The following is a 22,808-nucleotide window of genomic DNA, read 5'->3' as shown; positions in this document are numbered from 1 at the left end:
GGTCACTCCGCCCGGGCGAGACGCGCCGACGCGTGCGAACCGAGTTCGCGGCCGAGGGCTGCGATGTCCCACGCCCAGAGGAGATGGTTGTCGACGAGACCGTACAGGCGGGTCGCCGCGGTGTACGTCTTCGCTCCGGCCGTGCGGACGACGGCGTCGGTCGCGAGATCGATGCGCGGCCCCTTCACCTGCCCCACGTAGAGCTCCAGGATGCCGTCGGCGTGCGCCAGACTCACCTCGATGTCGAAGCCGCCGTCGGCGTTGCGCAGGGCTTCGACGTCGTCGGCCGTTCGGGCGACGGGCGCGGCCGTCGCGGGAAGGAGCCCGGGTCCGGCGTCGGCGTCACCGGCCGGCCGGGCGAGACGCCAGTAGCCGATCTCGGAGACGAGGGGGCGACGGTCCTCGCCCTCGAGCAGCCACGCGTCCGCCGAGTAGTTGAGGAACGCACCGCCGTCGTGACTGAAGCTCACCCGGTGGGCGAACTCACCCGAGAAGGATCGGCCGTCGACCCCGTAGTCGATGACGCCGGTGCCCTCCCAAACGCCGACCAGCCACGAGAGCGGGACGAGGTCGGCCGGGAGATCGGTCGGGATCTCGATCACGACGCGCTCAGCGCTGGCCGCGGTAGAGGTTCCAGACGACCGTCCCGGACACGAAGGCGATCGCCAGCGAGGCGAGGCCGAGAAGTCCCACGAAGAACGCTTCGAGCGCGAAAAGGTCCATGGCGCAATCCTAGCCCGACACGAGCGCGGCGAGCCCGAAACCGGCCGTGATGACTCCGAGGACGACCAATGCGCCGACGGCGCTGAGCGCCATGCGCTGGATGAAGGCCTGGGACCGCCCGTACCAGAGCTGCACAGCGAAGGCCACGATCACGCAGCCCCCCAGCGCGACGGTGATCCACTGCGCGCGCCACTGTTCGGGAGCGAACAGGCCGATGAGCACGCCGGCCACCGCGGCCAGCACCCAGACGGCGACGACGCCACCGAAGGTGCGCCGCGGAGCGAGGTCGGGGGTGGACATGCCCCCATCATGAACCACGAGCCCCTCGGCGCGCACGCGCAGCGCCGGTGTCGAGCGGCTCCGTGCCTCACCCTAAGATGATCGGGTGCGCGGCACGCCGCACGGGAGGTCCTCTTGGCTCAGCTTCTTGTCCTCAGCTCCGCCCCGGGCGGCGGGGCTGCTCTGCCTGCGCTCGAACTGTTGAGCCACCGCGTGCGGCAGATCCCGGCCGAGGCCGCGCAGCTGGTGAACGCCCCCAGCGCCGACGTCATCTTCGTCGACGCCCGTTTCGATCTGGTCGGCGCGAAGTCCCTCAGCAAGATCCTCTCCACCACCGGAGTCGAGGCGCCTCTCGTGCTCATCGTGACCGAGGGCGGACTCACCGCCGTCTCCACCGACTGGGGCATCGACGACGTCGTGCTGGTCGGGGCCGGTCCCGCCGAGATCGACGCGCGCATCCGCCTCGCCATGGGGCGCCGAGCCGCCGACCAGGTGTCGACGCGCATCCAGACCTCGGGCATCACGATCGACGAGTCCTCCTACTCGGCCAAGGTGCACGGCAAGCCGCTCGACCTCACGTACAAGGAGTTCCAGCTCCTGCACTTCTTCGCCACGCACCCCTCCCGCGTCTTCACGCGCGAGCAGCTGCTCAGCGAGGTCTGGGGCTACGACTACTTCGGCGGAACCCGCACCGTCGACGTGCACGTGCGGCGCCTGCGGGCCAAACTCGGCGACCTCGAGCAGCTCATCGGCACGGTGCGCAACGTCGGCTACCGGTTCAACGTGTACGAAGACGACGCTCCCGCCGCGGCATCCCCCACCTCATAAAGCCACACGCACCGCGTGTTCACTCCCGTGTCACCGACCCCTGCAATGATGTGGGAATGATGGAACACGACTCGCTGGATGCCGGTCTCGGCGACGCCGACGACGACGACTTCGACGAAGCCGTCGAGGCCGAGGACGACCAGCTGCCCGACCACCGCTACCTCGATCGCGAGTTGAGCTGGCTGGCGTTCAATCAGCGCGTGCTCGAGCTCGCCGAAGACCCCACGGTCCCGGTGCTCGAGCGGGCGAACTTCCTCGCCATCTTCGCCAGCAACCTCGACGAGTTCTTCATGGTGCGCGTGGCCGGACTCAAGCGCCGCATCGTCACCGGGCTGGCCGTTCCCACCAACGTCGGACGCGCCCCGCTCGACGTCCTCGCCGACATCTCGGCCGAAGCGCACCGCCTGCAGCTGCGCCACGCCGCCGCCTGGACCGAGAAGGTACGTCCCGCCCTCGCCGAGGCCGGCATCGAGGTCGTGTCGTGGGATTCCCTCGACGAGACCACCGCGGCCCGTCTGACCGAGTACTTCCAGCGGAACGTATTCCCGGTCCTCATGCCCCTCGCGGTCGACCCGGCACACCCGTTCCCCTACATCTCGGGCCTGTCGCTGAACCTCGCGATCCGCATCCGCAACGCGCGCACCGGGCGTCAGGAGTTCGCGCGTCTGAAAGTCCCCCCGATGCTCCCCCGCTTCGTCGAGATCGACGGCGACGGCCCCGGCGTGCGCTACCTCCCCCTGGAGGAGCTGATCTCCAACCACCTCGGCGACCTGTTCCCCGGGATGGAGGTCCTCGACCACCACGCCTTCCGCCTCACCCGCAACGAGGACATGACGATCGAGGAGGACGAGACCGAGAACCTCATCCAGGCGCTCGAGGCCGAACTCCTGCGTCGCCGTTTCGGTCCCCCCATCCGCCTCGAGATCACCGAGGACATGGACGACGTCACCCGCTCGCTGCTGCTGAGCGAACTCGACATCACCGAGCAGGAGGTCTACCGCCTGCCGGGCGCGCTCGACCTGCGCGGCCTGTTCGACCTCTCGCGCATCGACCGCCCCGACCTGCACTACCCCCCGCACGTGCCCAAGACCGCGGTGGCGTTCCAGCCGCCGGAGCAGAACGGCCGCGCCGATCTGTTCGGCGCGATCCGCAAGGCCGACGTCCTCGTGCACCACCCGTACGAGTCGTTCGCGACCAGCGTGCAGGCCTTCCTCGAGCAGGCCGCCCGCGACCCGCACGTGCTCGCCATCAAGCAGACGCTGTACCGCACCTCGGGCGACAGCCCCATCGTGCAGGCGCTCATCGACGCGGCCGAAGCCGGCAAGCAGGTGCTCGCACTGGTCGAGGTGAAGGCCCGTTTCGACGAAGCCAACAACATCGTCTGGGCGCGCAAGCTCGAGAAGGCGGGCGTGCACGTCGTTTACGGTCTCGTCGGCCTGAAGACCCACTGCAAGCTCGCCCTCGTCATCCGCGAGGAAGAGGGGCGCCTGCGCCACTACAGCCACGTCGGGACGGGAAACTACAACCCCAAGACGAGCCGCATCTACGAGGACTTCGGTCTGTTCACCGTCGACGATCAGGTGGGTCGCGACCTCACGCGTCTGTTCAACGAACTGAGCGGGTACGCGATCGAGAAGAAGTTCAAGCGTCTGCTCGTCGCTCCCCTGCACCTGCGCAAGGGACTGCTCCGTCACATCGACAAGGAGCGCCGCCACGCTCTCGAGGGCAAGCCCGCCGGCGTGCGGATCAAGGTCAACTCGATGGTCGACGAAGAGATCATCGACGCGCTGTACCGCGCCAGCCAGGCCGGTGTGCCGGTCGAGGTGTGGGTGCGCGGCATCTGCTCGATCAAGCCCGGGGTCCCCGGCATGAGCGAGAACATCACGGTGCGCTCGATCCTCGGTCGCTACCTCGAGCACTCGCGCATCTTCACCTTCGAGAACGACGGCGACCCGCAGGTGTTCATCGGCAGCGCCGACATGATGCACCGCAACCTGGATCGTCGCGTCGAAGCGCTCGTCCGCGTGGTCGACCCGGCGCAGGTGCAGGAACTCTCCACGCTCTTCACCCTCGCCATGGACGACGGCACGAGCTCGTGGCACCTCGGCTCCGAGGGAGAGTGGACGCGCCACAGCGTGGACGAGTCCGGCGCCCCCCTCATCGACCTGCAGGAGCACACCATGGCGCTCGTGCAGCGCAAGCGGCGCGCCCGGACGGCGCGGTGACGAAGGCCGAGACCGAGACGGCCGTCTACGCGGCCGGCGGCGTCGTGTGGCGGCACGTGGAGGGAAAGCTCCGCGTGCTGCTCATTCACCGCACCAAGTACCGCGACCTCACCCTTCCCAAGGGCAAGGTCGACCCGGGAGAGACGCTCGCCGAGACCGCGGTCCGCGAGATCCGTGAAGAGACCGGCATCCGCGTCTCTCTCGGGGTGCCCGTGGGCGTCTCGAGATACCGGATGCCGAGCTCGCGCACGAAGATCGTGCACTACTGGGCGGCCGAGGCGACCGATGCCGCCGTACGCAGCTCGACGTTCGTTCCCAACAAAGAGGTCGCCGCGATCGAGTGGGTGAGCCTGAAGAAGGCCCGCAAGCACCTCAGCTATCCCGTCGACATCGAGATCCTCGACGAGTTCACGCGGATCGTCGACGAGGGCGCCCTGCCGACCTTCCCGATCGTCGTCCTGCGCCACGGCAAGGCACGTGCGCGCGAGGAATGGGACGGCCCCGACAGCGCACGCCCGCTGACGCCGCGGGGTCGTCGGCAGGCCGAGGCCATCGTCGGTCCCCTGCTCGCGTTCGGCGTGCGGCGGGTGTACTCCAGCCCGGCGGAGCGGTGCGTGCGCACCGCCACACCGATCGCCCAGGCCCTCGGTCAGCGCATCCACCTGACCGACACGATCAGCCAGGACGCGTGGGAGGAGGGGCGCGCCGACACTCGCTCCCTCATCGGCGAGCGGGTGCGCGCCCGCAAGCCGGTGGTCGTGTCGAGCCATCGACCGGTGCTCCCCGACATCCTCCACGAACTCGCGCTCGCGACCGGGACCATGGGCGGCTCCTACCTGGGCAGCGCCTCGGCGCTCGAACCCGCGGCCTTCTCGGTCGTGCACATCCCGGTCGAGCACCCCGGGGCGGGCATCGTGTCCATCGAGACGCACGAGCCGAAGGTGTGACGCTTCCCGCCGGCATCCGCGTCGCGTGGCGCGAGATCCCCGCGGGTGCGGTGCGCCGCGACGTCTCGCGCGCGCTGCTGCGCGAGCTGCTGCCGGACGCACGCTTTCTGTCGCGGTGCGGCGCCTGCGGAGGCGATCACGGCCGCGTGCACGTCGAGGGGGCGGATGCCGCGGTCTCGGTGTCGTACGCGGACGGATGGGCGGTGGTCGCGGTGGCGTGGGGCCACGGGAGCATCGGCGTCGACGCCGTGTCCGCCGACGCGGTGGGTATCGAGCGGGTGCTTCCGAGCGAGGCGGATCTGCGACCCGCCGGGGCCGCCGCGAGTGCGCAGGCGCGGATGTGGGCGCGAGTGGAGGCCGTCCTTAAGGCGGACGGACGGGGGCTCGCCGTGGACCCGCGCGACGTGGAGGTGACCCTCGACGGCGCGGAGTGGTCGGCTCGGGTGCGTTCGTCCCTGTCGGGCGGGGCGTCGGCGAGGGAAGGCGGCGGGGCGGAGGGGCGGGACCGCATGTGGCGCGGGTGGGACCTCCACGGGCCGGACGGGGTCGTTCTCGCGGTCGCGGCTGGCGCGCGTGCCCGACGAGGTGGCTGAGCCCGTCGTCGCCACCGGTCACGGCCACCCCACCCCATCGCGCCTCCGCGCCCGGGTCGGTTCCGTTGAACCCCGTTCCTCCACAGACCCGCACCGCGAGAGGGCCATCCCCACCTAGGGCCGCGCCGGCACCTCCACGTCGTCGATCCACCGCGAGAGGATCGCCGCGGCATCCGCTCCCCCGGCGCGTTCGACCGCGGCACGGAAGTCATCCGTGGTGACGAGGGAGTGACGGTGGTCCGCCGTCCACGAACGCAGCAGATCGAAGAACGCCCCGTCGCCGAGAGTGCGCCGCAACGCGTGCAGCGTCAGGGCCCCGCGCTTGTAGACCCGGTCGTCGAACATGTCATCGGGGCCGGGGTCGACGAGGAGGAGATCGCGAGGTTTGGCGGCGAGACGGGCGTAGTGGTCCGCGACGCACGACTCGACGGGGGCCCCACCCGAGGTCTCCGACCACAGCCACTCGGCGTAACAGGCGAAGCCTTCGTTGAGCCAGATATCACTCCACCGGGCGATGCCGACGCTGTTGCCGAACCACTGGTGCGCCAGCTCGTGGGCGACGAGGCGCTGGGCCGCGGGCACCAGGTGGTTCATCCCGAAGACGGCCAGACCCTGCGCCTCGAGCGGGATCTCCAGCTCGTCGGCGGTGACCACCAGCGAGCACGCCTCCTGGGGGTACGGCCCGAAGAACCGGTCGAACGCCCGGAGCATGTCGGGCACCGCCGCGAAAGCGCGATCGACGGCGGCGGCGAGCCCCGGGGGTGCGGTGACCGTGACCGCGGGGATCAAAGAGTCGCCGGTCCCCTCGAGCGGCCGCGTGCGATAGCGACCGACGTGCACGGCCGCGAGATAGGTCGCCGTGGGCACGTCCGAGACGAAGGTCGTCGTCACCCGACCGCCCCGGCGTACGCGAGGGCCGGCGACACCGGTCGCCGCGGCGACGTACCCCTCGTCGACCGTGATCTCGAGCCGCATGCGCGCACGATCGTCGGGGCGGTCGTTGCACGGGAACCACGTGGGCGCACCGATGGGCTGCCCCGCGACGAGAGCGCCGTCGGTCAGCTCCTCCCAGCCCACGGTTCCCCACCGGGACCGGCGGGGAGCGGGCGCACCCGCGTAGGTCACCTCGACCTCGAAGCGGTCACCGGCGGCGAGAGCCCGCGGGGGCGTCACGCGCAGGATCCGCGGTCCCGCTGAGAACCGTGCGTTCACCCCGTCGACACGCACGCGCGACGTGCGGAGACCGACGAGGTCCACCGCGAACGACGAGAGCGGCTCCCGGGCGACGGCGACGATCGTGGCGACGCCGTCGAGGCGATTGGTACGTACGCGATAGCCGATCGCCAGATCGTACGACTCCACGTCGTACGAGGTGTCGCCGCTCTGCGGGGCGTAGGGGTCGGCCACGCTCACGTCGTCGACTGGTACGCGCGCACCTTCACCGCGCGCCAGGGACCGATGGGGTTGCCGCTCCAGCGCGACCCGACCGGCACCGTCTCGCCGCGCATCACGAGCGAGGCGGGCCCCACGGTCGCGTGCGCGCCGAGCGTGGACGCGGGAAGGACGACGCTGTGCGGGCCGAGGGTCGACCCCGGCTCCAGCTCGACGGTATCCATACTCATGATTCGATCATGGAACAGGTGCGTCTGAACCACGCATCCGCGATTGACCGTTGACGCATCGCCCAGGGTCACGAGGTCGGGCTCGGGCAGCCAGTAGCTGTCGCACCAGACGCCGCGACCGATCTTCGCCCCGAGACTGCGCAGCCACACGGCGAGCGCGGGCGTGCCCGCCGCGGCGCGAGCGAACCACGGGGCGGCGACCATCTCGGTGAAGGTGTCCGACACCTCCGTGCGCCATACGAAGCTCGACCACAGGGGCTGCTCCCCCGCCCTGATCACGCCGACGATCGCCCACTTCGCCCCGGTCGAGACGCCCGCGGCCACCGCACCCGCCCCGAGCAGCACGACGCCCGAGAGAAGCAGGGTCCAGAGCGGACCGACGCCGTCCCAGAGGGCGGCGAGCGCGACGAGCACGCCGAGACCGATCGCGCACGTGACCACCACCGGCACGAAGCGGCCGAGCTCCCACAGCGCGCGAGCGAGCCGCAGCGCCGCCGTCGGTCGATAGGTGCGGGACTCGTCGCCCTCCGCCGAGAGCCGACGCAGCCGCACCGCGGGCGACCCGAGCCACGACGAGCCGGCCTTCGCCTTCGCGGGTGCCGCCGACAGCACCGCCACTAGTCCGTCGCGCGGAACGCGGTGTCCGGGCGCGGCCATACCGGAATTGCCGAGGAACGCGCGCTTGCCGATGCGCACCGGTCCGAGCCGCAGCCACCCGGCGCGCAGTTCGTACGACGCGACCATGGTGTCGTCGGCGAGGAAGGCTCCGTCCTCGATCCGCGTCATCGACGGGATGAGCAGCACCGTCGACGCCTCGACGTCGCGCCCGACACGCGTCCCGAGCAGGCGCAGCCACACGGGGGTGAACAGGGACGAGTAGAGGGGGAAGAGCACCGTGCGGGCGGCATCCAGGAGTCTCTCGATCGTCCACGCCTGCCACGCGACACGGCTGCGCACGGGGTGCGTCCCCTCGACGAGCCCGATCGACATCACCCGCACGAGAAGGACCACGGATGCCGCGAACACCAGCCCCGTGACGGCGACACCCGGCACGAGCCAGGCGAAGGCGCCCGCGGCCGCCTCGGCGAGATCGTCGGCGCCGCGAATCCCCTCGGCGATGACCAGTCCGCCGACCGCGAAGGAGGCGAGCGGCAGCAGAGCGAGGACGACCGCCGACGCGGCATAGGCCCACAGCCAGCGGGTGGGTGCGGCGGGTCGTGCCGCCGGCCACCCCTTCGCGGTCCCTCCCACGCGCACGGCCGGGGATCCCGCCCAGGACTGGTCGGCCTTGACACGACCGAATACGGCGGATCCGGGCGCGATCTCGGCGCGGCGACCGATGCGCGTCCCGGGGGCGAGCGTCGAACGCGCCCCCACGGTGGCCTCCGCGCCGATGCGCACCTCGCCGATGCGCACCAGGTCGCCGTCGATCCAGTACCCGGTCAGATCCACCTCGGGCTCGATCGAGGCCCCGTCTCCGACGACGAGCATCCCCGTGACCGGCGGCAGGGTGTGCAGGTCGACGTCGCGTCCGATCCGCGCTCCCAGCGCGCGGGCGTAGTACGTCACCCAGGGGGCTCCCGCCAGCCCGACGGCATCCACCTGATCGGCGATCTGCTCGGCGAGCCAGAGGCGGATGTGTACCCCCCCGCCGCGCGGATAATCGCCCGGGCGTACGCCCGAGAGAAGGAGCCGAGCGGATGCCACGGCGATGGCCATGCGCCCGAACGGTGTCGCGAAGACGACGAGGCCGACCACGAGAGCCGGCCAGGGCACTGTCGGCAGCACCTCGAACCCGGGGACGAGGTGCAGGATCGCCGAGGCCGTCAGCAGGTACAGCACCCACCGGACCCCCGACAGGATGAACAGCGGAGCCCCCAGCAGCGTCTGCGCCCACTGCGTGGTGCGCGGCGTCGGCTCGGCGCGGTGGAACTGCGTGGGGGTCTCCTCGGCGAGCTGCGGGCCGAGCGCCTTCGCCATCGCGCCCAGACGCGGCACGTCGTAGATGTCGGCGACCGAGAACTCCGGCACGCGCGCACGGATGCGCGAGACGAGCTGAGCGGCCGCGAGCGACCCGCCACCGAGGTCGAAGAAGTTGGCCTTGCGCTCGGTGACCGCCAGGCCCAGCACGGCCTGCCACTGTTCGGCCAGCCAGCTCTCGTCGGCCGAGAAGTCGGTGGCGGCCGGGGCTTCGGCCCCCGGCAACGGCCACGGAAGCGCCGCGCGGTCGACCTTGCCCGAGGTGCGCACCGGGAGCGCCTCGACCACCCCCAGCAGGGGGATGGTCGCCGCGGGCAGACGTTCGGCCAGGGCCGCGCGGGCCGCGGCGCGGTCGAGCTCCGTCCCCGCTTCCATCACGAGATAGCCCACGAGCACCGGAACCCCGGCCTCGGTGGTGCGCACGGCGACCGTGGCCGCGCTGACGTCGCGCAGGTCCTGCAGAGCGGACTCCACCTCGCCGAGCTCGATGCGGCGACCGCCGACCTTCACCTGGTCGTCGGAGCGACCCTGGAACACCAGGCCCGCGGGGTCGAAGCGCACGAGGTCTCCGGAGCGGTAGGCCCGCTCCCACCCGAGGGTCGGCATCGGTGCGTATTTCTCGGCGTCCTTCGCCGGGTCGAGGTAACGCGCCAGACCGACACCGCCGATGATGAGCTCGCCCACCTCCCCTTCCGCGACGGGGAGGCCCTCGGCGTCCACCACCGCGAGAGCCCACCCGTCGAGGGGGAGACCGATGCGCACGGGCAGCGAGCCGTCGAGGGGGGCGGCGCACGCGACGACCGTCGCCTCGGTGGGACCGTAGGTGTTCCAGACCTCGCGCCCCTCGGCGACCAGGCGGGCGGCGAGCTCGGGCGGGCAGGCCTCACCGCCGAAGATGAGCAGGCGGACGTTCTCGATCGAGTCGGCCGGCCACATCGCCGCGAGCGTGGGCACCGTCGACACGACCGTGATGCCCTGCCTCAGCAACCACGGGGCGAGATCCTCCCCCGACCGCACGAGCGAGCGGGGCGCCGGCACCAGGCACGCACCGTGACCCCAGGCCAACCACATCTCCTCGCACGACGCGTCGAACGCCACCGACAGCCCCGCGAGCACGCGGTCGCCCGGACCGAGCGGCTCGCCCTGCAAGAAGAGGCGCCCCTCCGCCTCGACGAACGCCGCCGCTGAGCGGTGCGACACGGCGACCCCCTTGGGAACCCCCGTCGACCCCGAGGTGAAGATGATCCACGCGTCGTCGTCCACGGTGGGCGGGGCGACGATCGGAACGGCACTGGTGCTGGGGTGCGGCGCCACCCCGTCGTACAGACGCACGAGATCACCCTCCGCCGCGACGAATTCCCCCGTGCCCGCGACGATGCCGCGCACCCCGGCCTCGCCGAACACCAGGCGGGCGCGCTCGTCGGGGTCGTCGGCGTCCACCGGAACGTAGGCGGCACCCGCGGCCATGACGGCGAGGATCGAAACGTACAGCTCCTTCGAACCCGACGGCATCCGCACCCCCACGCGGTCGCCGCGCCGCACGCCGGCGTCGTGCAGGGCGGCCGCCGTCCGCCACACCCGCGCGAGGAGCTCGCGGTAACTGAGAGCGCCCGACCCGTCGTCGATCGCGGAGGCCTCGGGATGCCGTGCGGCGACGTCGGTGAGGATGTCGATGAGGGTGCGCGCGGGAGCCACGGCCCCGGTGCGATCCAGCGGGGCCTGAGCTGCGGAAGCGGAGGTCGTCACGGGGGTGAACAGTACAACCCTCGGGAAAACACCCCGGAACGGTCGCCCCGGTTCACCTTCCGTTCACCCGTGCAACGCAGTCTGTTCTCTGTCGCTGTTTACCGTTCACGACGAACCCTGCACCGGGTTCCTGTTCCCGACATGCGAAGGATTCACATCGTGAAGCTCTCCCGACTCGCCCAGCTGGGCACCGTGGCCGCCGTGGCCTCCCTGACCCTCGCCGGCTGCGCCGGCCCCTCGGGCTCCGGCGACGCCGCGGGCTCGACCCCCTCGTCGACCTCGTCCGACGTCGCCTTCACCATCGACCCCAACCTCTCGGGCACGATCACCGCGGGCGGTTCGAGCGCCCAGGCGAACGCGCAGGCCGCCTGGACCAGCGCCTACAACGCCCAGGCCAAGGGCGTCACGATCAACTACGACAAGTCGCAGGGCTCCGGCGGTGGCGTCACCAACTTCCTCAGCGGCGCATACGACTTCGCCGGCTCCGACTCGCCCCTGAACGCCGACCAGACCGCTCAGTCCGCGGCCCTCTGCACCGAGGGTGGCGTGAACATCCCCGTCTACCTCGACGGCGTCGCGATCATCTTCAACATCCCCGGCGTCACCAGCCTGAAGCTCTCGGGCGAGACGATCGCCAAGATCTTCGCGCTGCAGATCACCGACTGGTCCGACCCGGCCATCACCAAGGACAACGGCACGGCCCTCGCCGCCGGCGCCATCACCACCGTCGCGCGTTCGGACGGCTCGGGCACTACCACCAACTTCACGAACTACCTCGCCGCGACGCAGTCGTCGGTGTGGACCTACCCGGCGGGCAAGGACTGGCCGGTCGAGGGCAACGTGTCGAAGCAGAAGGGCGGCTCGGGTGTCGTCGAGGCCGTCAAGGCCGGCACCGGCACCATCGGCTACGCCGACCACTCCGCCATCGGCACGCTGAACTCCGCCGCGGTCATCCAGGACGGCACGGCCCTCCCCTACAGCGCCGAGGCCGTCTCGAAGACGTTCGACGTCGCCGCCGTCGATGCCAGCAACGGTGTCGCGGGCGACCTGTCGAAGAAGTTCGACTACTCGAAGCTGACCGCCGAGACCTACCCGATCCCGCTGGTGTCGTACGCGATCACCTGCACCACGTTCAAGGACGCCAAGCAGTCCGAGCTCGTGAAGTCGTACCTCGGCTTCGTCACCAGCTCGCTCGGCCAGCAGGTCGCGGCCAAGAACGCCGGCTCCGCGCCGCTGCCCGACTCGGTGCTCTCGGCTGCCGCCGAGACGCTCGCGTCGATCAAGTAAACATCTCTTCGGACTCGGCCCGGCCCGCACCTCGTGTGCGGGTCGGGCCGGGCTGATCGGAACGTTCGACTCGTGCGAACGCTTCGCTGAGCCAGCATCCTCAGAGAACACCCGACCGAGGAGAACCCATGACCCGTGCCGAGCGTGAGATCCCCCGTGACTGACACCGTCGCTGACACAGAGACCGCCCCGTCCTCTCCGCCGCCATCGCCGCGGACGTCGATCGTCGGCAAGCGCCGCGTCGGCGACTCCGTCTTCCTGGGACTGTCGACCACGGCCGCCGTGTCGATCATGATCATCCTCGCCGGCGTGGCGATCTTCCTGATCATCCGCGGCATCCCGGCGATCACCGGGAACTGGACCCAGGGTGATCTCGCCGGTTACCAGAACGGGACGCGGACGAACTTCTGGGAGTACGTCGGACCGCTGCTGTTCGGCAGCATCTGGGCGGCCCTCATCGCGATGGTGATCGGAACCCCGGTCGCCATCGGCATCGCCCTGTTCATCTCGCACTACGCTCCGCGACGCATCGCCGGGTTCCTCGGCTACATCGTCGACCTGCTGGCCGCGGTCCCCTCGATCGTCTTCGGCCTGTGGGGCATCATCGTCATGCGCCCCCTGCTCGTGCCCGTCGGCGAGTTCCTGAACCAGTACCTCGGGTGGATCCCGCTCTTCCAGGGCCCCGTGTCGACCACCGGTTCGACGATGTTCACCGGTGGCGTCGTCCTCGCCGTGATGATCCTCCCGATCGTCACCTCGATCACCCGCGAAATCTTCCTGCAGACCCCGCGCCTGCACGAAGAGGCCGCCCTCGCCCTCGGCGCCACGCGCTGGGAAATGATCCGCCTCGCGGTCTTCCCCTACGCCCGCAGCGGTATGGTCTCGGCCACCCTGCTGGGCCTCGGCCGCGCGCTCGGAGAGACCATGGCCATCGCCCTCATCGTGTCGCCCAGCCTCATCTACTCGGTGCTCCTGCTCACCGACGGCTACAACTCGCAGACGATCGCGGCCAACATCGCGTTGAACTTCCCGATCGCCACCGACCTGCAGCGTTCGGCGCTCATCGGAACCGGCCTCATGCTGTTCGTCGTCTCGCTCGCGGTGAACATGCTCGCCCGCTACATCATCGGGGCGACGGGCCCCGGTGCGAAGGGTCGCAAGAAGGGCAAGCGCTCATGACCGTCACGGCCCCCTCCTCCTCGTCCTCCCTCGCTCTCACCAGCGGACAGCTGCCCCGCTTCATCGAACCCGCTCTGCTCGCGGGGGTCGCGATCGTGGTCGCCGGGTTCCAGTTCCTGCTCGGCGGGTTCAATCTCGCGGCGTGGCTGATCCTCTCGGCGCTGCTGTACCTGATCGCCATCGGGGTCGGATCCTCGATCGTCGAGAACCGCCGCAAGGCCGTCGATCGGGTCGTCCGCGGCCTCGTGACCGTCGCGTTCCTGCTGGCGGTGGCGCCGCTCATCTCGACCCTGTGGACCGTCGTGTCCAAGGGCCTCGCCGTCGTCAACTGGGCCTTCATCACCCAGACCGGCGGCACCGCGTTCAACCCCGAGACCCTCGAGGTCGTCGCGACCGCCGGCGCCTGGCAGGCCATCACCGGCACGCTCATCATCACGGGGATCGCCGCCCTCATCTCGGTGCCGATCGGCGTCCTCGCGGCGGTCTACCTCGTCGAGTACGCGCAACCGAACAACCCCCTGCGCCGCGCGATCACCTTCCTGGTCGACGTGATGACCGGCATCCCCTCGATCGTCGCGGGCCTGTTCGCGTTCTCGCTGTTCAGCCTGATCGTCGGGCCGAAGGCGTTCAGCGGGTTCTCGGCATCCATCGCCCTCTGCGTGCTGATGATCCCCATCGTCATCCGTTCCACCGAGGAGATGCTGCGCCTCGTTCCGGCCGACCTGCGCGAGGCCTCGCTCGCCCTCGGTGTGCCGCGCTCGGCCACGATCATCAAGGTCGTGCTGCGCACGGCCGCCTCGGGCATCATCACGGGTGTCGTGCTCGCCGTCGCCCGCGTCGTGGGTGAGACCGCGCCGATCTTCATCGCGGCGAGCTTCACCGACAACTTCAACGCCAACCCGTTCGAAGGCCCCATGCAGACCCTCCCGGTCATGGCGTACACCGCGTACAGCTTCCCCGGGCAGGACATCGACGCGTCGCAGGCGAACGCCTGGGGTGCGGCCTTCCTGCTCGTCGTCCTCGTCGTCATCTTCAACCTGATCGCCCGTATCGTGGCGGCGGTGTTCGCGCCCAAGGCGCGCTGAGCCCAGAAAGGCACAACTCGTGTCCAAGAGCATCGAGGTCCAGGACCTCAACGTCTACTACAGCGACTTCCTCGCGGTCGAGGGCGTCTCGATCGACATCGAGCCCCGCTCGGTCACCGCCTTCATCGGCCCCTCGGGCTGCGGCAAGTCCACGTTCCTGCGCACGCTCAACCGCATGCACGAGGTCATCCCGGGCGGTCACGTCAAGGGCCGCGTGCTCATCGACGGCGACGACCTCTACGGCCCGGGTGTCGACCCGGTGCTCGTGCGTCGCCACGTCGGCATGGTCTTCCAGCGCCCGAACCCGTTCCCCACGATGTCGATCCGCGAGAACGTGCTGGCCGGCGCGAAGCTCAACGACAAGCGCATGTCGAAGAGCGACGCCGACGGCCTCGTCGAGAAGTCGCTGCGGGGCGCGAACCTCTGGAACGAGGTCAAGGACCGCCTCGACAAGCCCGGCGGCGGCCTTTCGGGCGGTCAGCAGCAGCGTCTGTGCATCGCCCGGGCCATCGCCGTCTCGCCCGACGTGCTGCTGATGGACGAGCCCTGCTCGGCCCTCGACCCGATCTCGACCTTCGCGATCGAAGAGCTGATCGGCGAGCTGAAGAGCGAGTACACGATCGTCATCGTGACGCACAACATGCAGCAAGCCTCGCGCGTGAGCGACAAGACGGCGTTCTTCAACATCGCCGGCACCGGCAAGCCCGGAAAGCTCATCGAGTACAACGACACCGCGTCGATCTTCACCGCGCCCAGCGTCCAGGCCACCGAGGACTACGTCTCCGGCCGCTTCGGATAACCAGGCGTCACGCGAAGGCCCCGCTCCGGCGGGGCCTTCGTCGTTCCCGCGGCGCTCAGTCCCGCGGGCTGAGCAGGTAGGCGTTCAGCTCATCGGTGAAGGCGCGGTCCACCGGCACCTCGGCTCCGTCGACGGCGCGGATCGGGGCGGCGAGGCGGACGCTCGACAGGAGCCACGCGGCATCCGCCCTCGTGAGATCCCCGGCCGGCACGGTCTCGTACGCGGTGTCGAAACCTCGACCCTCGAGATGGGCGAACAAGCTGAGCTGCGTCGTCCCGTGCAGGATGCCGGCCTGAGGCTCGGGGGTGACGAATCGGTCGCCGAAGCGCAGGACGACGGATGCCGTGGGGGCTTCGAGCAGGTAGCCGTCGCTCGTGACGAACACGGCGTCGTCGGCCCCACGCCTCTTGGCCTCGCGGATCGCGGCCATGTTCACCGCGTACGACAGGGTCTTCGCGCCGAGGAGCAGCCAGGGAGCGCGCGCGGGAACGTCGAGGGCATAGCCGCGATCAAGGGTCGCCACGCTCACCCCGGCCGTGCGCCCGTGGGTGTTGTCGGGGGCGTCCGCCAGGGTGATCCACGCCGTGGGGGCGGGTCCGTGCTCGACACCGCGGCTCAGCAGGAGTTTCATGACGTTCTCACCGCGGCCGGCCTCTCGGGCGACACGCTCGACCGCGGCGCGCCACTGCGCGAGGTTCGGCGCGGGCAGATCGCAGAGCTCGGCCGAGTGGGCGAGGCGCGCGAGGTGCGGGCCGATCTCTTGGGCATGACCGTCGACGACACCGAGGCTCTCGAAGATCCCGTCGCCGCGCTGCGCGCTGAGCTCGCCCACCGCGAGTGCGGGGCCGTGCGGGTCGATCTCCCGCAGGGTGTCGGAGTAGTCGGTGCGTTCCTCATCGGATGCCACGGGGTCGATCACGAGAGCGAAACGCCAAGCCATGGACCGAGCCTACGCCGCGAGGCCGACACGCCCGGGGCTTGTCAACGGGGGCGCGCGAGGGAATGTGCGGCGGCGGGTCTTGTTACACTTTTCTAGCCGGGCCGCAGTAACCCCGGGCTCCATCTTCTGCCGCTATGAGCGGCCATGCGCCGAGAGGCGTTCTGCGGTCCGGCACCTTCTTCCTCCCCCAAGCCCCGTTCAGGTCAGCGCGTCACGGCGCCAGAGAGCGGCGGATGCCGACAGGTCCTCGGCGTAGGTGGCCAAGCGCAGCGCGCGCGTCGTCAACGCCGACGCCCGCTCCGACTCGGTGTTCTCGTAGTCGTCGGCCAGGTGCGTGGATCCCGCCGCCTGCACGCGGCAGAACGCCGCCGCGCGATCAAGGGCGACGGCGAAGTCCCCCTCGAACAGGCCGCGCAGGATCGTGTCGATGAGCTGCACGAGCTCTTCAGGTCCGGCGGGAGCGGGTGCGCCCGCGACGACGGCATCCACCGTCGCCATCTCGACCCGTCCGCGCTCGTACAGCAACGCCGCCGTGGCCGAATCGTCGTGGATCATGAGCTGCAACAGGTACAGACGCCACAGCGCCCCGGGCAGGGAGCGGGCGGGAGATCGAGACCACAGCTCGGCGATGTCGTCGATACCGTGATCGTCGGTGAACGCCACCAACCGCTCGACCACGTCGATGCTCGGATCGGCGCGCACGCGCGAGAGCAGGGCGTGCGCCGTGCTGTGCGCGACGCGGGAGACCTCGGCCGGATCCTCCGCCGAGAACAGGCGGTCGAAGAGCTCTGCGGGGCGCCGTACCGGCTTGTGGAACTCGCGGGGGGAATCGCTCATCCGTCCAGGCTAGAGCGTCGTCCCACTCCCCCGGGCCGCCCGCACACTCGTGCGAGCGGCCGGGGAGAAACGCGCGGTCAGGCCGTCGCCACCGCGACGACGGGGGCCGTGCTGGGCTTTCCGTCGGGAGAGCCGCCGGCGGGTTCGACGGTCACCGCGATGATGTCTCCGGCGTGCATCTCCCCCTGGAGGACGGCCGTCGCCTTTCCCGCCTCATCGGGCTCGAACGTGCCCGCCGCGATCGGGGTCTCGCCCCGGACGAACCAGAGCTCGTAGGTCTTGTCGGCGGCGAGCTCCGGCATCCCGTCGGTGACGAGGACGCTCTGTCCGGTCGAGGGCGACCAGTGCGCGGTCGCCACCGTTCCGTCGGGCAGCGTCGTCGACGCCGACTGCGCGTCGGGAGCCTGCTCGATCGAGCGCAGAGCGACCACGGACGCGGGCGGAGAGACGAGTTGGCTCACCGTCACCGCCCCGAAGCCGAGCACCAGAACCGCCGCCAGAGAAGCGGCGAGCGTGAACCAGCGACGCGGACCCCAGCCGGATGCCGGGGAGGCACCGACCGAGACGGCCTCGCGCTCGGGCTCGACGGGGGCGGCGCCCGCCGCGGCGAAATCTTCTTCATCGGAGGAGGCGGATGTCGACGCCGGGGTCTCCGCGGATTCCTGCGGCATCTCGGAGATGCGCGCGAACAGAGCGGCGCGGACCGAGGGCGGGGGCGCGACGGGCTCGACGGAGGCGCTGATGGCGGCGACGGCGTCGGCGGCGCCGCTGACGTGATGGTCCCAATGCGGATTGCCCGCCAAAGCCTCCTGGTACGCGCGTTCATCAGCCTCGGATAGCGCATTCAACGCATGTCCGACGGCGAGGTCGGCGAAATCCCTCTCGTTCACTTGTCCACCCCCATCTCCATTCTCAAGCGCGACAATCCGTCGCGCATCCGTGTCTTGACCGTACCGAGCGGCGCCCCGACGAGGGTCGCGATCTCACTTTGGCTGTACCCGCCGAAGTAAGCGAGCGTGAGAGCTTCCTTCTGGGCTTCGGGAAGCGCCGCCAGTGCATCGACGACGCGCCGCCCCTCCATTTTCAGTTCTACTTTCTCGGACACGGCGTCGTATGCGACGTCCATATCCCGGAATCCCGCGCGCACGTCACGATCGGCACTCGACTGCGATGACCGCACGCGGTCCACCGCTCGACGGTGCGCGATCGTGAGAACCCACGATCTCCCCTGACCTCTGTTCGGAGTGAACCGCCCAGCGGATTGCCAGATCTCGAGGAAGACCTCCTGGAGCACCTCCTCGCTCTGCGAGCGGTCCACGAGCACGCGGAGGATGAGACCGAAGGCGCGCGCGGAGAGCGAGTCGTACAGCTCGGCGAACGCGACCCGATCCCCGCCGGCGACCCGCTGGAGCAGGGCGCCAACGTGATCGGCGTTCTCGCCCCCGTCGTCGGGCAGGTCGAAACCGTCGATCACCATGGCATCCATCATTGCCTACCTCTTGCGCGCGCCCGCGTGGGTGCATGCGCGTGGCGAATCGGGGAGAGCAAACCGTTATCTGGCCGATATGGACTGTCGCCGCGTCATCTCGCGCGCATGAAAAATATTCTGAAGAATATTTACCCCCGTCTCATCTGGACTTTTCCAGCCACCGGATGCCACGCCACTCTCGAATCGGGAACATTTCGCAATCCGATCCCGAGGGGGTCCCGAAGACCCCGTGTAAGCCGCTCCACGGCGAACCGCCCCCCGCACCGGGGTGTCCCTGACGGGTCGCAGACGCGATCCGGACGATTTCGGAGGAATGTCATGCTCACCAACAAGAAGCCCGTTGTCGCTGGTCTCGCCCTCGTTCTGGGCTCGGCCTTCGCTCTCACCGCCTGCTCGGGTGGCACCACCTCGGGCGGCACCACCGCCGAGGACAACTCGACCCCCTCGATGTCGGCTTCGCCGTCGATGTCGTCCAGCACCATGGACCCGGCCGCCAACCTCGTCGGCCCCGGCTGCGCCGACTACGCTGCCGCCGTCCCCTCGGGCGCCGGTTCGGTCGAGGGCATGGCCGCTGACCCGGTCGCCACCGCCGCCTCGAACAACCCGCTGCTCAAGACGCTCACCGCTGCCGTCAGCGGGCAGCTGAACCCCGACGTCAACCTCGTCAACACCCTGAACGGCGCCGAGTTCACCGTCTTCGCTCCCACCGACGACGCGTTCGCCAAGATCCCCGCCGCCACCATCGACGGCCTCAAGACCGACTCGGCCACGCTGACCAAGATTCTCACGTACCACGTGGTCTCGGGCCAGCTCTCGCCCAGCGAGATCGACGGCACTCACGCCACGGTCGAGGGCCAGGACCTCACCGTCTCGGGCTCGGGCGACTCGCTCAAGGTCAACGACGCGAACGTCATCTGCGGTGGCGTTCAGACCGCCAACGCCACCGTGTACCTCATCGACACGGTGCTGATGCCCCCCACCATGTAATTCTCGGTTGCGCCTCATCCGCGCATCCGATCGGTCGATGATCGACCGATCCTGACGGCGAGCGCCGGACCCCAGGCGAGGGGGTTCGGCGCTCGCTTTCGTTCGTCAGGAACCGACGGTGCGGATGATCTCGTCCTGCACGAGCCGAGCGGCGACGGGGCCGGCATTCATGAACCACGGGTCGAAGTCGACGGTCGTCGTTCTCTGTCCGGTGACGGCGGAGAGGGTCTGCCACAGTGGCGCCTGCTCGATGAACGAGACGCCCTGCCCCGTCCCGCCGTAGAACACGTGATCGGCGTCGGCCAGATCGATCTGCTCGGCGCTGATCTCCTGCGATGTCTCGTCGAACCGCTGCGACTCGGGGCGTCCGAGACCGAGATCCTCCGCGATACCTCCCGCGAAGGACGGCACTCCCATGATGCGCGTGCGGTCGCCCGTCGACTGCAGGAACGACACCGTCGGCTCCCCCGCCGGGTGGGTCTGCGAGAAAGCGGCGCTCTGCGCCTGAAGATCGTCAAGGATGCCGCGGGCACCGCCCTCGTCACCCAGGGCGTCGGCGATGAGGAGGAAATCGCTCTTCCAGTTCACCCCGTTGCCCTTCGTCACCACGGTGGGCGCGATGGCCGAGAGGGCGTCGTAGAGCTGGGCACCCCGGGTCGAGTTGATCAGGATCAGATCGGGCGCGGCCTGCGCGATCGCCTCGAGGTCGGGCTCAGTCCGCTGGCCGATGTCCGACATGGCGTCCAGCGCCGGAACGCGATCGGGGAACGCGTCGAGCAGATATCGGGGTACCAGCCCGCTGTTCTCAGCGCGGGTCGCCGCCGCCGGCACTTGTCCCAGAGCGAGGAGCGCGTCGACTTGCCCCGTGGAGACGACCGCGATGCGCTTCGGCTCGGACGGGATCTCCGTCGTACCGGCGAAGTGCGTCACCTCTCGGGGAAAGACGCCGTCCGCTTGCTCGGAGCCCATACCGGGCTCAAGGTCGCGCGAGACGGTCCACTGCCCGGTCGAGCCGGCCTCGGCATCCACCGTCGAAGGCCCCGCAGCGGGTCCGGCGCACCCGGCGAGGACGAGCACGGCTGCGGCGAGGCCGACACCGACGAGACGTCGAGGACGGAATCGGGCACGGGAGGACGGGAAACGAAAGTCGATCACCCGGTTAGGTTATCCTTACCTGTGTGATCGTCGTCCACGCTCCCACCGTCCCGGGCGTGGCGGCACGGGGGTCGAGACGACGGTCGTCGCGACGACGCGCGGTCGTGTTCTTCCTGGTCGTGAGCGGCATCCTCGTCGGTCTCGTCCTCGCGAGTCTCGCCGTGGGGTCTCGAGCCCTCAGCCCCGCGGACGTCGTGTCGGCCCTCTTCTCCGATCGACAGGATGCCGCCAGCGTCATCGTCCACCAGCTCCGCCTACCGCGCACCCTCACCGCGATCTTCGCCGGCGCCTGTCTCGGCGTGGCCGGCGTCGTCATGCGCGCCGCGACGCGGAACCCACTCGCCGACCCGGGCCTGCTCGGGGTGAACGCGGGCGCGGCCCTCGGCGTCGTCGTCGCGATCGGGTTCTTCGGAGTTGCGACGGCGAGCGGATACGTCTGGTTCGCCTTCGTGGGCGCGGCGGCGGCGTCTCTGCTGGTGCACACCGCCGCCCGCGGCGAGCGGCGCGACGACACCATCGGTCTCGTGCTGGCCGGGGTGGCGCTCAGTGCGTGTCTCAGCGCCGTCGTCCGCATCATCACGCTGGCCGATGACGACACCTTCGAATCGTTCCGGTTCTGGGCGGTCGGTTCGTTCGAGCGCCGCGACCCGGACGTCGCGCTTCAGCTCCTGCCGTTCGCCGTCGTAGGCCTCCTGCTCGCCGTCGTCGTGTCGCGGGGCCTCGATCAGCTGCAGCTCGGTGCCGACCTGGCGCGGGCGCTCGGGGTCTCTCCCCCGCTGGTCATGATCGGCTCCGGCGTGGCGATCACTCTGCTCTGCGCCGCCGCGACCTCCGCAGCGGGACCCCTGGCCTTTATCGGTCTGCTCGTGGCTCACGCCGTTCGAGGCGCGGTGGGCGGGTCCGTTCGGACGTCGCTTCCCCTGGCCGCCGTGACCGGGGCGGCTCTGACGCTCGCGAGCGACGTCCTCGGTCGGGTCATCGCCCCTCCCGGCGAGGTGGAGGCGGGGATCGTCGCCGCTTTCCTGGGGGCCCCGTTGCTACTGTGGCTCATCCTCCGGAAGAAGCGGATGCCGTGAGCGCCGGAACCGGCCTTCGCTCTCCCGCGCGCTCGCGGCGACGCCGCCGATACGCGCTGGTCCTGGTCGGCACGCTCGTCGTGGCAACGCTCGCTGCGGTGGTCGGGCTCACGACGGGTTCTTTCCAGGCGTCCCTCGGGCAGGTGGCGTACGCGCTGACCGGAGAAGGCGACGGCCGGACGACCGTCGTGGTCGTGGGTCTGCGCGTCCCGCGCGTTCTGGCCGCTCTGGCCATCGGCGCCGCCCTCGGCCTGGCCGGGGCCGTGTTCCAGACGCTCGCCCGCAATCCGCTCGCGAGCCCCGACATCGTCGGATTCAGCGCCGGGTCGGCCACCGGGGCGCTCGTCGGGCTCACTCTTCTCGCCCCGGCCGCCTCTCCCGCCGCCGGGGCTTGGATCGGCGGCCTCCTGACCGTCGTGGTCGTCATGGCCATCGCCCGCAGCCTGGGCGTCTCGCGAGAGCGGACCATCCTCGCCGGGATCGCGCTCTCGACCCTGCTGTCGGCGGTCAACGACTACCTCTTGACCCGGGCCCCGCTCGAGATCGCGCGAAACGCGACGCAGTGGCTTCACGGGAGCCTGGCGGCGACCTCTCTCGACGATGTGGCGCTGTTGCTCGCGTCGATCGGCATCCTGTCACTCGTATTGATCGTCAGTTACCGCGACTTCCGCGCTCTCGAGCTCGGCGACGACACCGCTGTCGCCCTCGGGGTGCGCACCGGGCGAGTACGACTCGCCCTGATCGTCGTCGCCGCGCTGCTCACCGGAACCGCGACCGCGGTCGCCGGTCCCATCGGTTTCATCGCCCTCGCCGCACCGCAACTCGCCCGACGCACCATGCGCACCAGCGGGATCCCCCTGGTCGGCTCCGCGGTCACGGGCGCAGCCGTGCTCCTCGTCGCCGACGTGATCGCCCAGCGCGCCCTGGCACCGTTGCAGATTCCGGTCGGCCTGCTCACCGCCGTCGTCGGGGGCGCGTACCTGTTCTGGATCGTGTCGCGGCGACGCCGGTGAGCACGAGCGACCCCGCGG

20 protein-coding genes are annotated in these 22,808 nt (G+C 70.2%); 11 read left to right on the top strand and 9 right to left on the bottom strand.

Translation table 11 applies throughout. The features are described from left to right. Positions 1–2 precede the first annotated feature (2 nt). Complete coding sequence (locus F9B98_RS14560; protein WP_150958698.1) at positions 3–602, bottom strand: FABP family protein; 600 nt, start codon at positions 600–602, stop codon at positions 3–5. Between the two features lie 130 nt (positions 603–732). Continuing rightward, on the bottom strand, positions 733–1,023 hold the full coding sequence (locus F9B98_RS14555; protein ID WP_150958696.1) for a hypothetical protein: 291 nt from the start codon (positions 1,021–1,023) through the stop codon (positions 733–735). Between the two features lie 114 nt (positions 1,024–1,137). Here F9B98_RS14555 and F9B98_RS14550 point away from each other — a divergent pair, with 114 nt between their 5' ends. The 4 genes from F9B98_RS14550 to F9B98_RS14535 are packed head-to-tail and all read left to right on the top strand — an operon-like array spanning position 1,138 to position 5,595. Continuing rightward, entirely contained in the window at positions 1,138–1,830 is a 693-nt protein-coding gene (locus F9B98_RS14550; protein ID WP_150958694.1) for a DNA-binding response regulator, read from the top strand. Between the two features lie 56 nt (positions 1,831–1,886). After that, positions 1,887–4,055, top strand: coding sequence for an RNA degradosome polyphosphate kinase (locus F9B98_RS14545; RefSeq protein WP_150958692.1), 2,169 nt, complete (start codon positions 1,887–1,889; stop codon positions 4,053–4,055). Next, positions 4,052–5,002 carry an NUDIX hydrolase gene (locus F9B98_RS14540; protein WP_150958690.1) on the top strand — a complete coding sequence of 317 codons (951 nt, stop codon included), beginning with the start codon at positions 4,052–4,054 and terminating at the stop codon, positions 5,000–5,002. Before F9B98_RS14545 ends, F9B98_RS14540 begins: the two co-directional genes overlap by 4 nt. Continuing rightward, on the top strand, positions 4,999–5,595 hold the full coding sequence (locus tag F9B98_RS14535) for a 4'-phosphopantetheinyl transferase family protein (RefSeq protein ID WP_150958688.1): 597 nt from the start codon (positions 4,999–5,001) through the stop codon (positions 5,593–5,595). The genes F9B98_RS14540 and F9B98_RS14535 overlap by 4 nt, the downstream gene beginning before the upstream one ends. Before the next feature lie 114 nt (positions 5,596–5,709). Here F9B98_RS14535 and F9B98_RS14530 read toward each other — a convergent pair whose 3' ends face one another. Next, positions 5,710–7,008 (bottom strand): M1 family metallopeptidase, encoded by a 1,299-nt coding sequence (locus F9B98_RS14530; RefSeq protein ID WP_150958686.1) that lies wholly within the window; start codon positions 7,006–7,008, stop codon positions 5,710–5,712. Further along, positions 7,005–10,943, bottom strand: a complete 3,939-nt coding sequence (locus tag F9B98_RS14525) for a Pls/PosA family non-ribosomal peptide synthetase (protein ID WP_191966866.1) — start codon at positions 10,941–10,943, stop codon at positions 7,005–7,007. Before F9B98_RS14525 ends, F9B98_RS14530 begins: the two co-directional genes overlap by 4 nt. 159 nt (positions 10,944–11,102) lie before the next feature. On the opposite strand from F9B98_RS14525, the gene F9B98_RS14520 reads away from it, so the two are divergent. From F9B98_RS14520 to pstB, 4 genes are all read left to right on the top strand, one after another. After that, a complete protein-coding gene (locus F9B98_RS14520; RefSeq protein WP_150958684.1) occupies positions 11,103–12,230 on the top strand; it encodes a phosphate ABC transporter substrate-binding protein PstS in 1,128 nt (375 codons plus the stop codon). A gap of 156 nt (positions 12,231–12,386) precedes the next feature. Then, complete coding sequence (pstC, locus tag F9B98_RS14515) at positions 12,387–13,409, top strand: phosphate ABC transporter permease subunit PstC (protein WP_150958682.1); 1,023 nt, start codon at positions 12,387–12,389, stop codon at positions 13,407–13,409. Then, positions 13,406–14,494, top strand: a complete 1,089-nt coding sequence (pstA, locus tag F9B98_RS14510) for a phosphate ABC transporter permease PstA (protein ID WP_150958680.1) — start codon at positions 13,406–13,408, stop codon at positions 14,492–14,494. The genes pstC and pstA overlap by 4 nt, the downstream gene beginning before the upstream one ends. A gap of 19 nt (positions 14,495–14,513) precedes the next feature. Further along, complete coding sequence (gene pstB, locus F9B98_RS14505; RefSeq protein ID WP_150958679.1) at positions 14,514–15,293, top strand: phosphate ABC transporter ATP-binding protein PstB; 780 nt, start codon at positions 14,514–14,516, stop codon at positions 15,291–15,293. Positions 15,294–15,348: 55 nt separating this feature from the next. On the opposite strand, the gene F9B98_RS14500 is transcribed toward pstB, so the two are convergent. The 4 genes from F9B98_RS14500 to sigK all read right to left on the bottom strand — a co-directional run bounded on the left by F9B98_RS14500 (position 15,349) and on the right by sigK (position 18,559). Beyond that, complete coding sequence (locus F9B98_RS14500) at positions 15,349–16,233, bottom strand: aminodeoxychorismate lyase (protein ID WP_150958677.1); 885 nt, start codon at positions 16,231–16,233, stop codon at positions 15,349–15,351. Between the two features lie 198 nt (positions 16,234–16,431). Next, on the bottom strand, positions 16,432–17,070 hold the full coding sequence (locus tag F9B98_RS14495; RefSeq protein WP_150958675.1) for a DNA-directed RNA polymerase subunit beta: 639 nt from the start codon (positions 17,068–17,070) through the stop codon (positions 16,432–16,434). A 77-nt stretch (positions 17,071–17,147) separates the two neighbouring features. Then, positions 17,148–17,873 carry an anti-sigma factor domain-containing protein gene (locus F9B98_RS14490; protein WP_225310364.1) on the bottom strand — a complete coding sequence of 242 codons (726 nt, stop codon included), beginning with the start codon at positions 17,871–17,873 and terminating at the stop codon, positions 17,148–17,150. An 83-nt stretch (positions 17,874–17,956) separates the two neighbouring features. After that, positions 17,957–18,559, bottom strand: coding sequence for an ECF RNA polymerase sigma factor SigK (sigK, locus tag F9B98_RS14485; protein WP_191966863.1), 603 nt, complete (start codon positions 18,557–18,559; stop codon positions 17,957–17,959). A gap of 318 nt (positions 18,560–18,877) precedes the next feature. On the opposite strand from sigK, the gene F9B98_RS14480 reads away from it, so the two are divergent. Further along, a complete protein-coding gene (locus F9B98_RS14480) occupies positions 18,878–19,546 on the top strand; it encodes a fasciclin domain-containing protein (RefSeq protein ID WP_150958671.1) in 669 nt (222 codons plus the stop codon). A 105-nt stretch (positions 19,547–19,651) separates the two neighbouring features. On the opposite strand, the gene F9B98_RS14475 is transcribed toward F9B98_RS14480, so the two are convergent. After that, complete coding sequence (locus F9B98_RS14475) at positions 19,652–20,701, bottom strand: iron-siderophore ABC transporter substrate-binding protein (protein WP_225310363.1); 1,050 nt, start codon at positions 20,699–20,701, stop codon at positions 19,652–19,654. Positions 20,702–20,724: 23 nt separating this feature from the next. On the opposite strand from F9B98_RS14475, the gene F9B98_RS14470 reads away from it, so the two are divergent. Both F9B98_RS14470 and F9B98_RS14465 read left to right on the top strand, forming a co-directional pair. Next, on the top strand, positions 20,725–21,777 hold the full coding sequence (locus F9B98_RS14470) for a FecCD family ABC transporter permease (protein WP_191966862.1): 1,053 nt from the start codon (positions 20,725–20,727) through the stop codon (positions 21,775–21,777). Beyond that, a complete protein-coding gene (locus tag F9B98_RS14465) occupies positions 21,774–22,790 on the top strand; it encodes a FecCD family ABC transporter permease (protein ID WP_191966861.1) in 1,017 nt (338 codons plus the stop codon). The genes F9B98_RS14470 and F9B98_RS14465 overlap by 4 nt, the downstream gene beginning before the upstream one ends. Positions 22,791–22,808 lie beyond the last annotated feature (18 nt).

Origin of the sequence: Microbacterium testaceum StLB037 (assembly GCF_008763945.1) — a bacterium.
GTDB classification, from domain to species: Bacteria; Actinomycetota; Actinomycetes; order Actinomycetales; family Microbacteriaceae; genus Microbacterium; species Microbacterium testaceum_G.
This window is presented reverse-complemented; position numbering and strand designations above follow the sequence as displayed.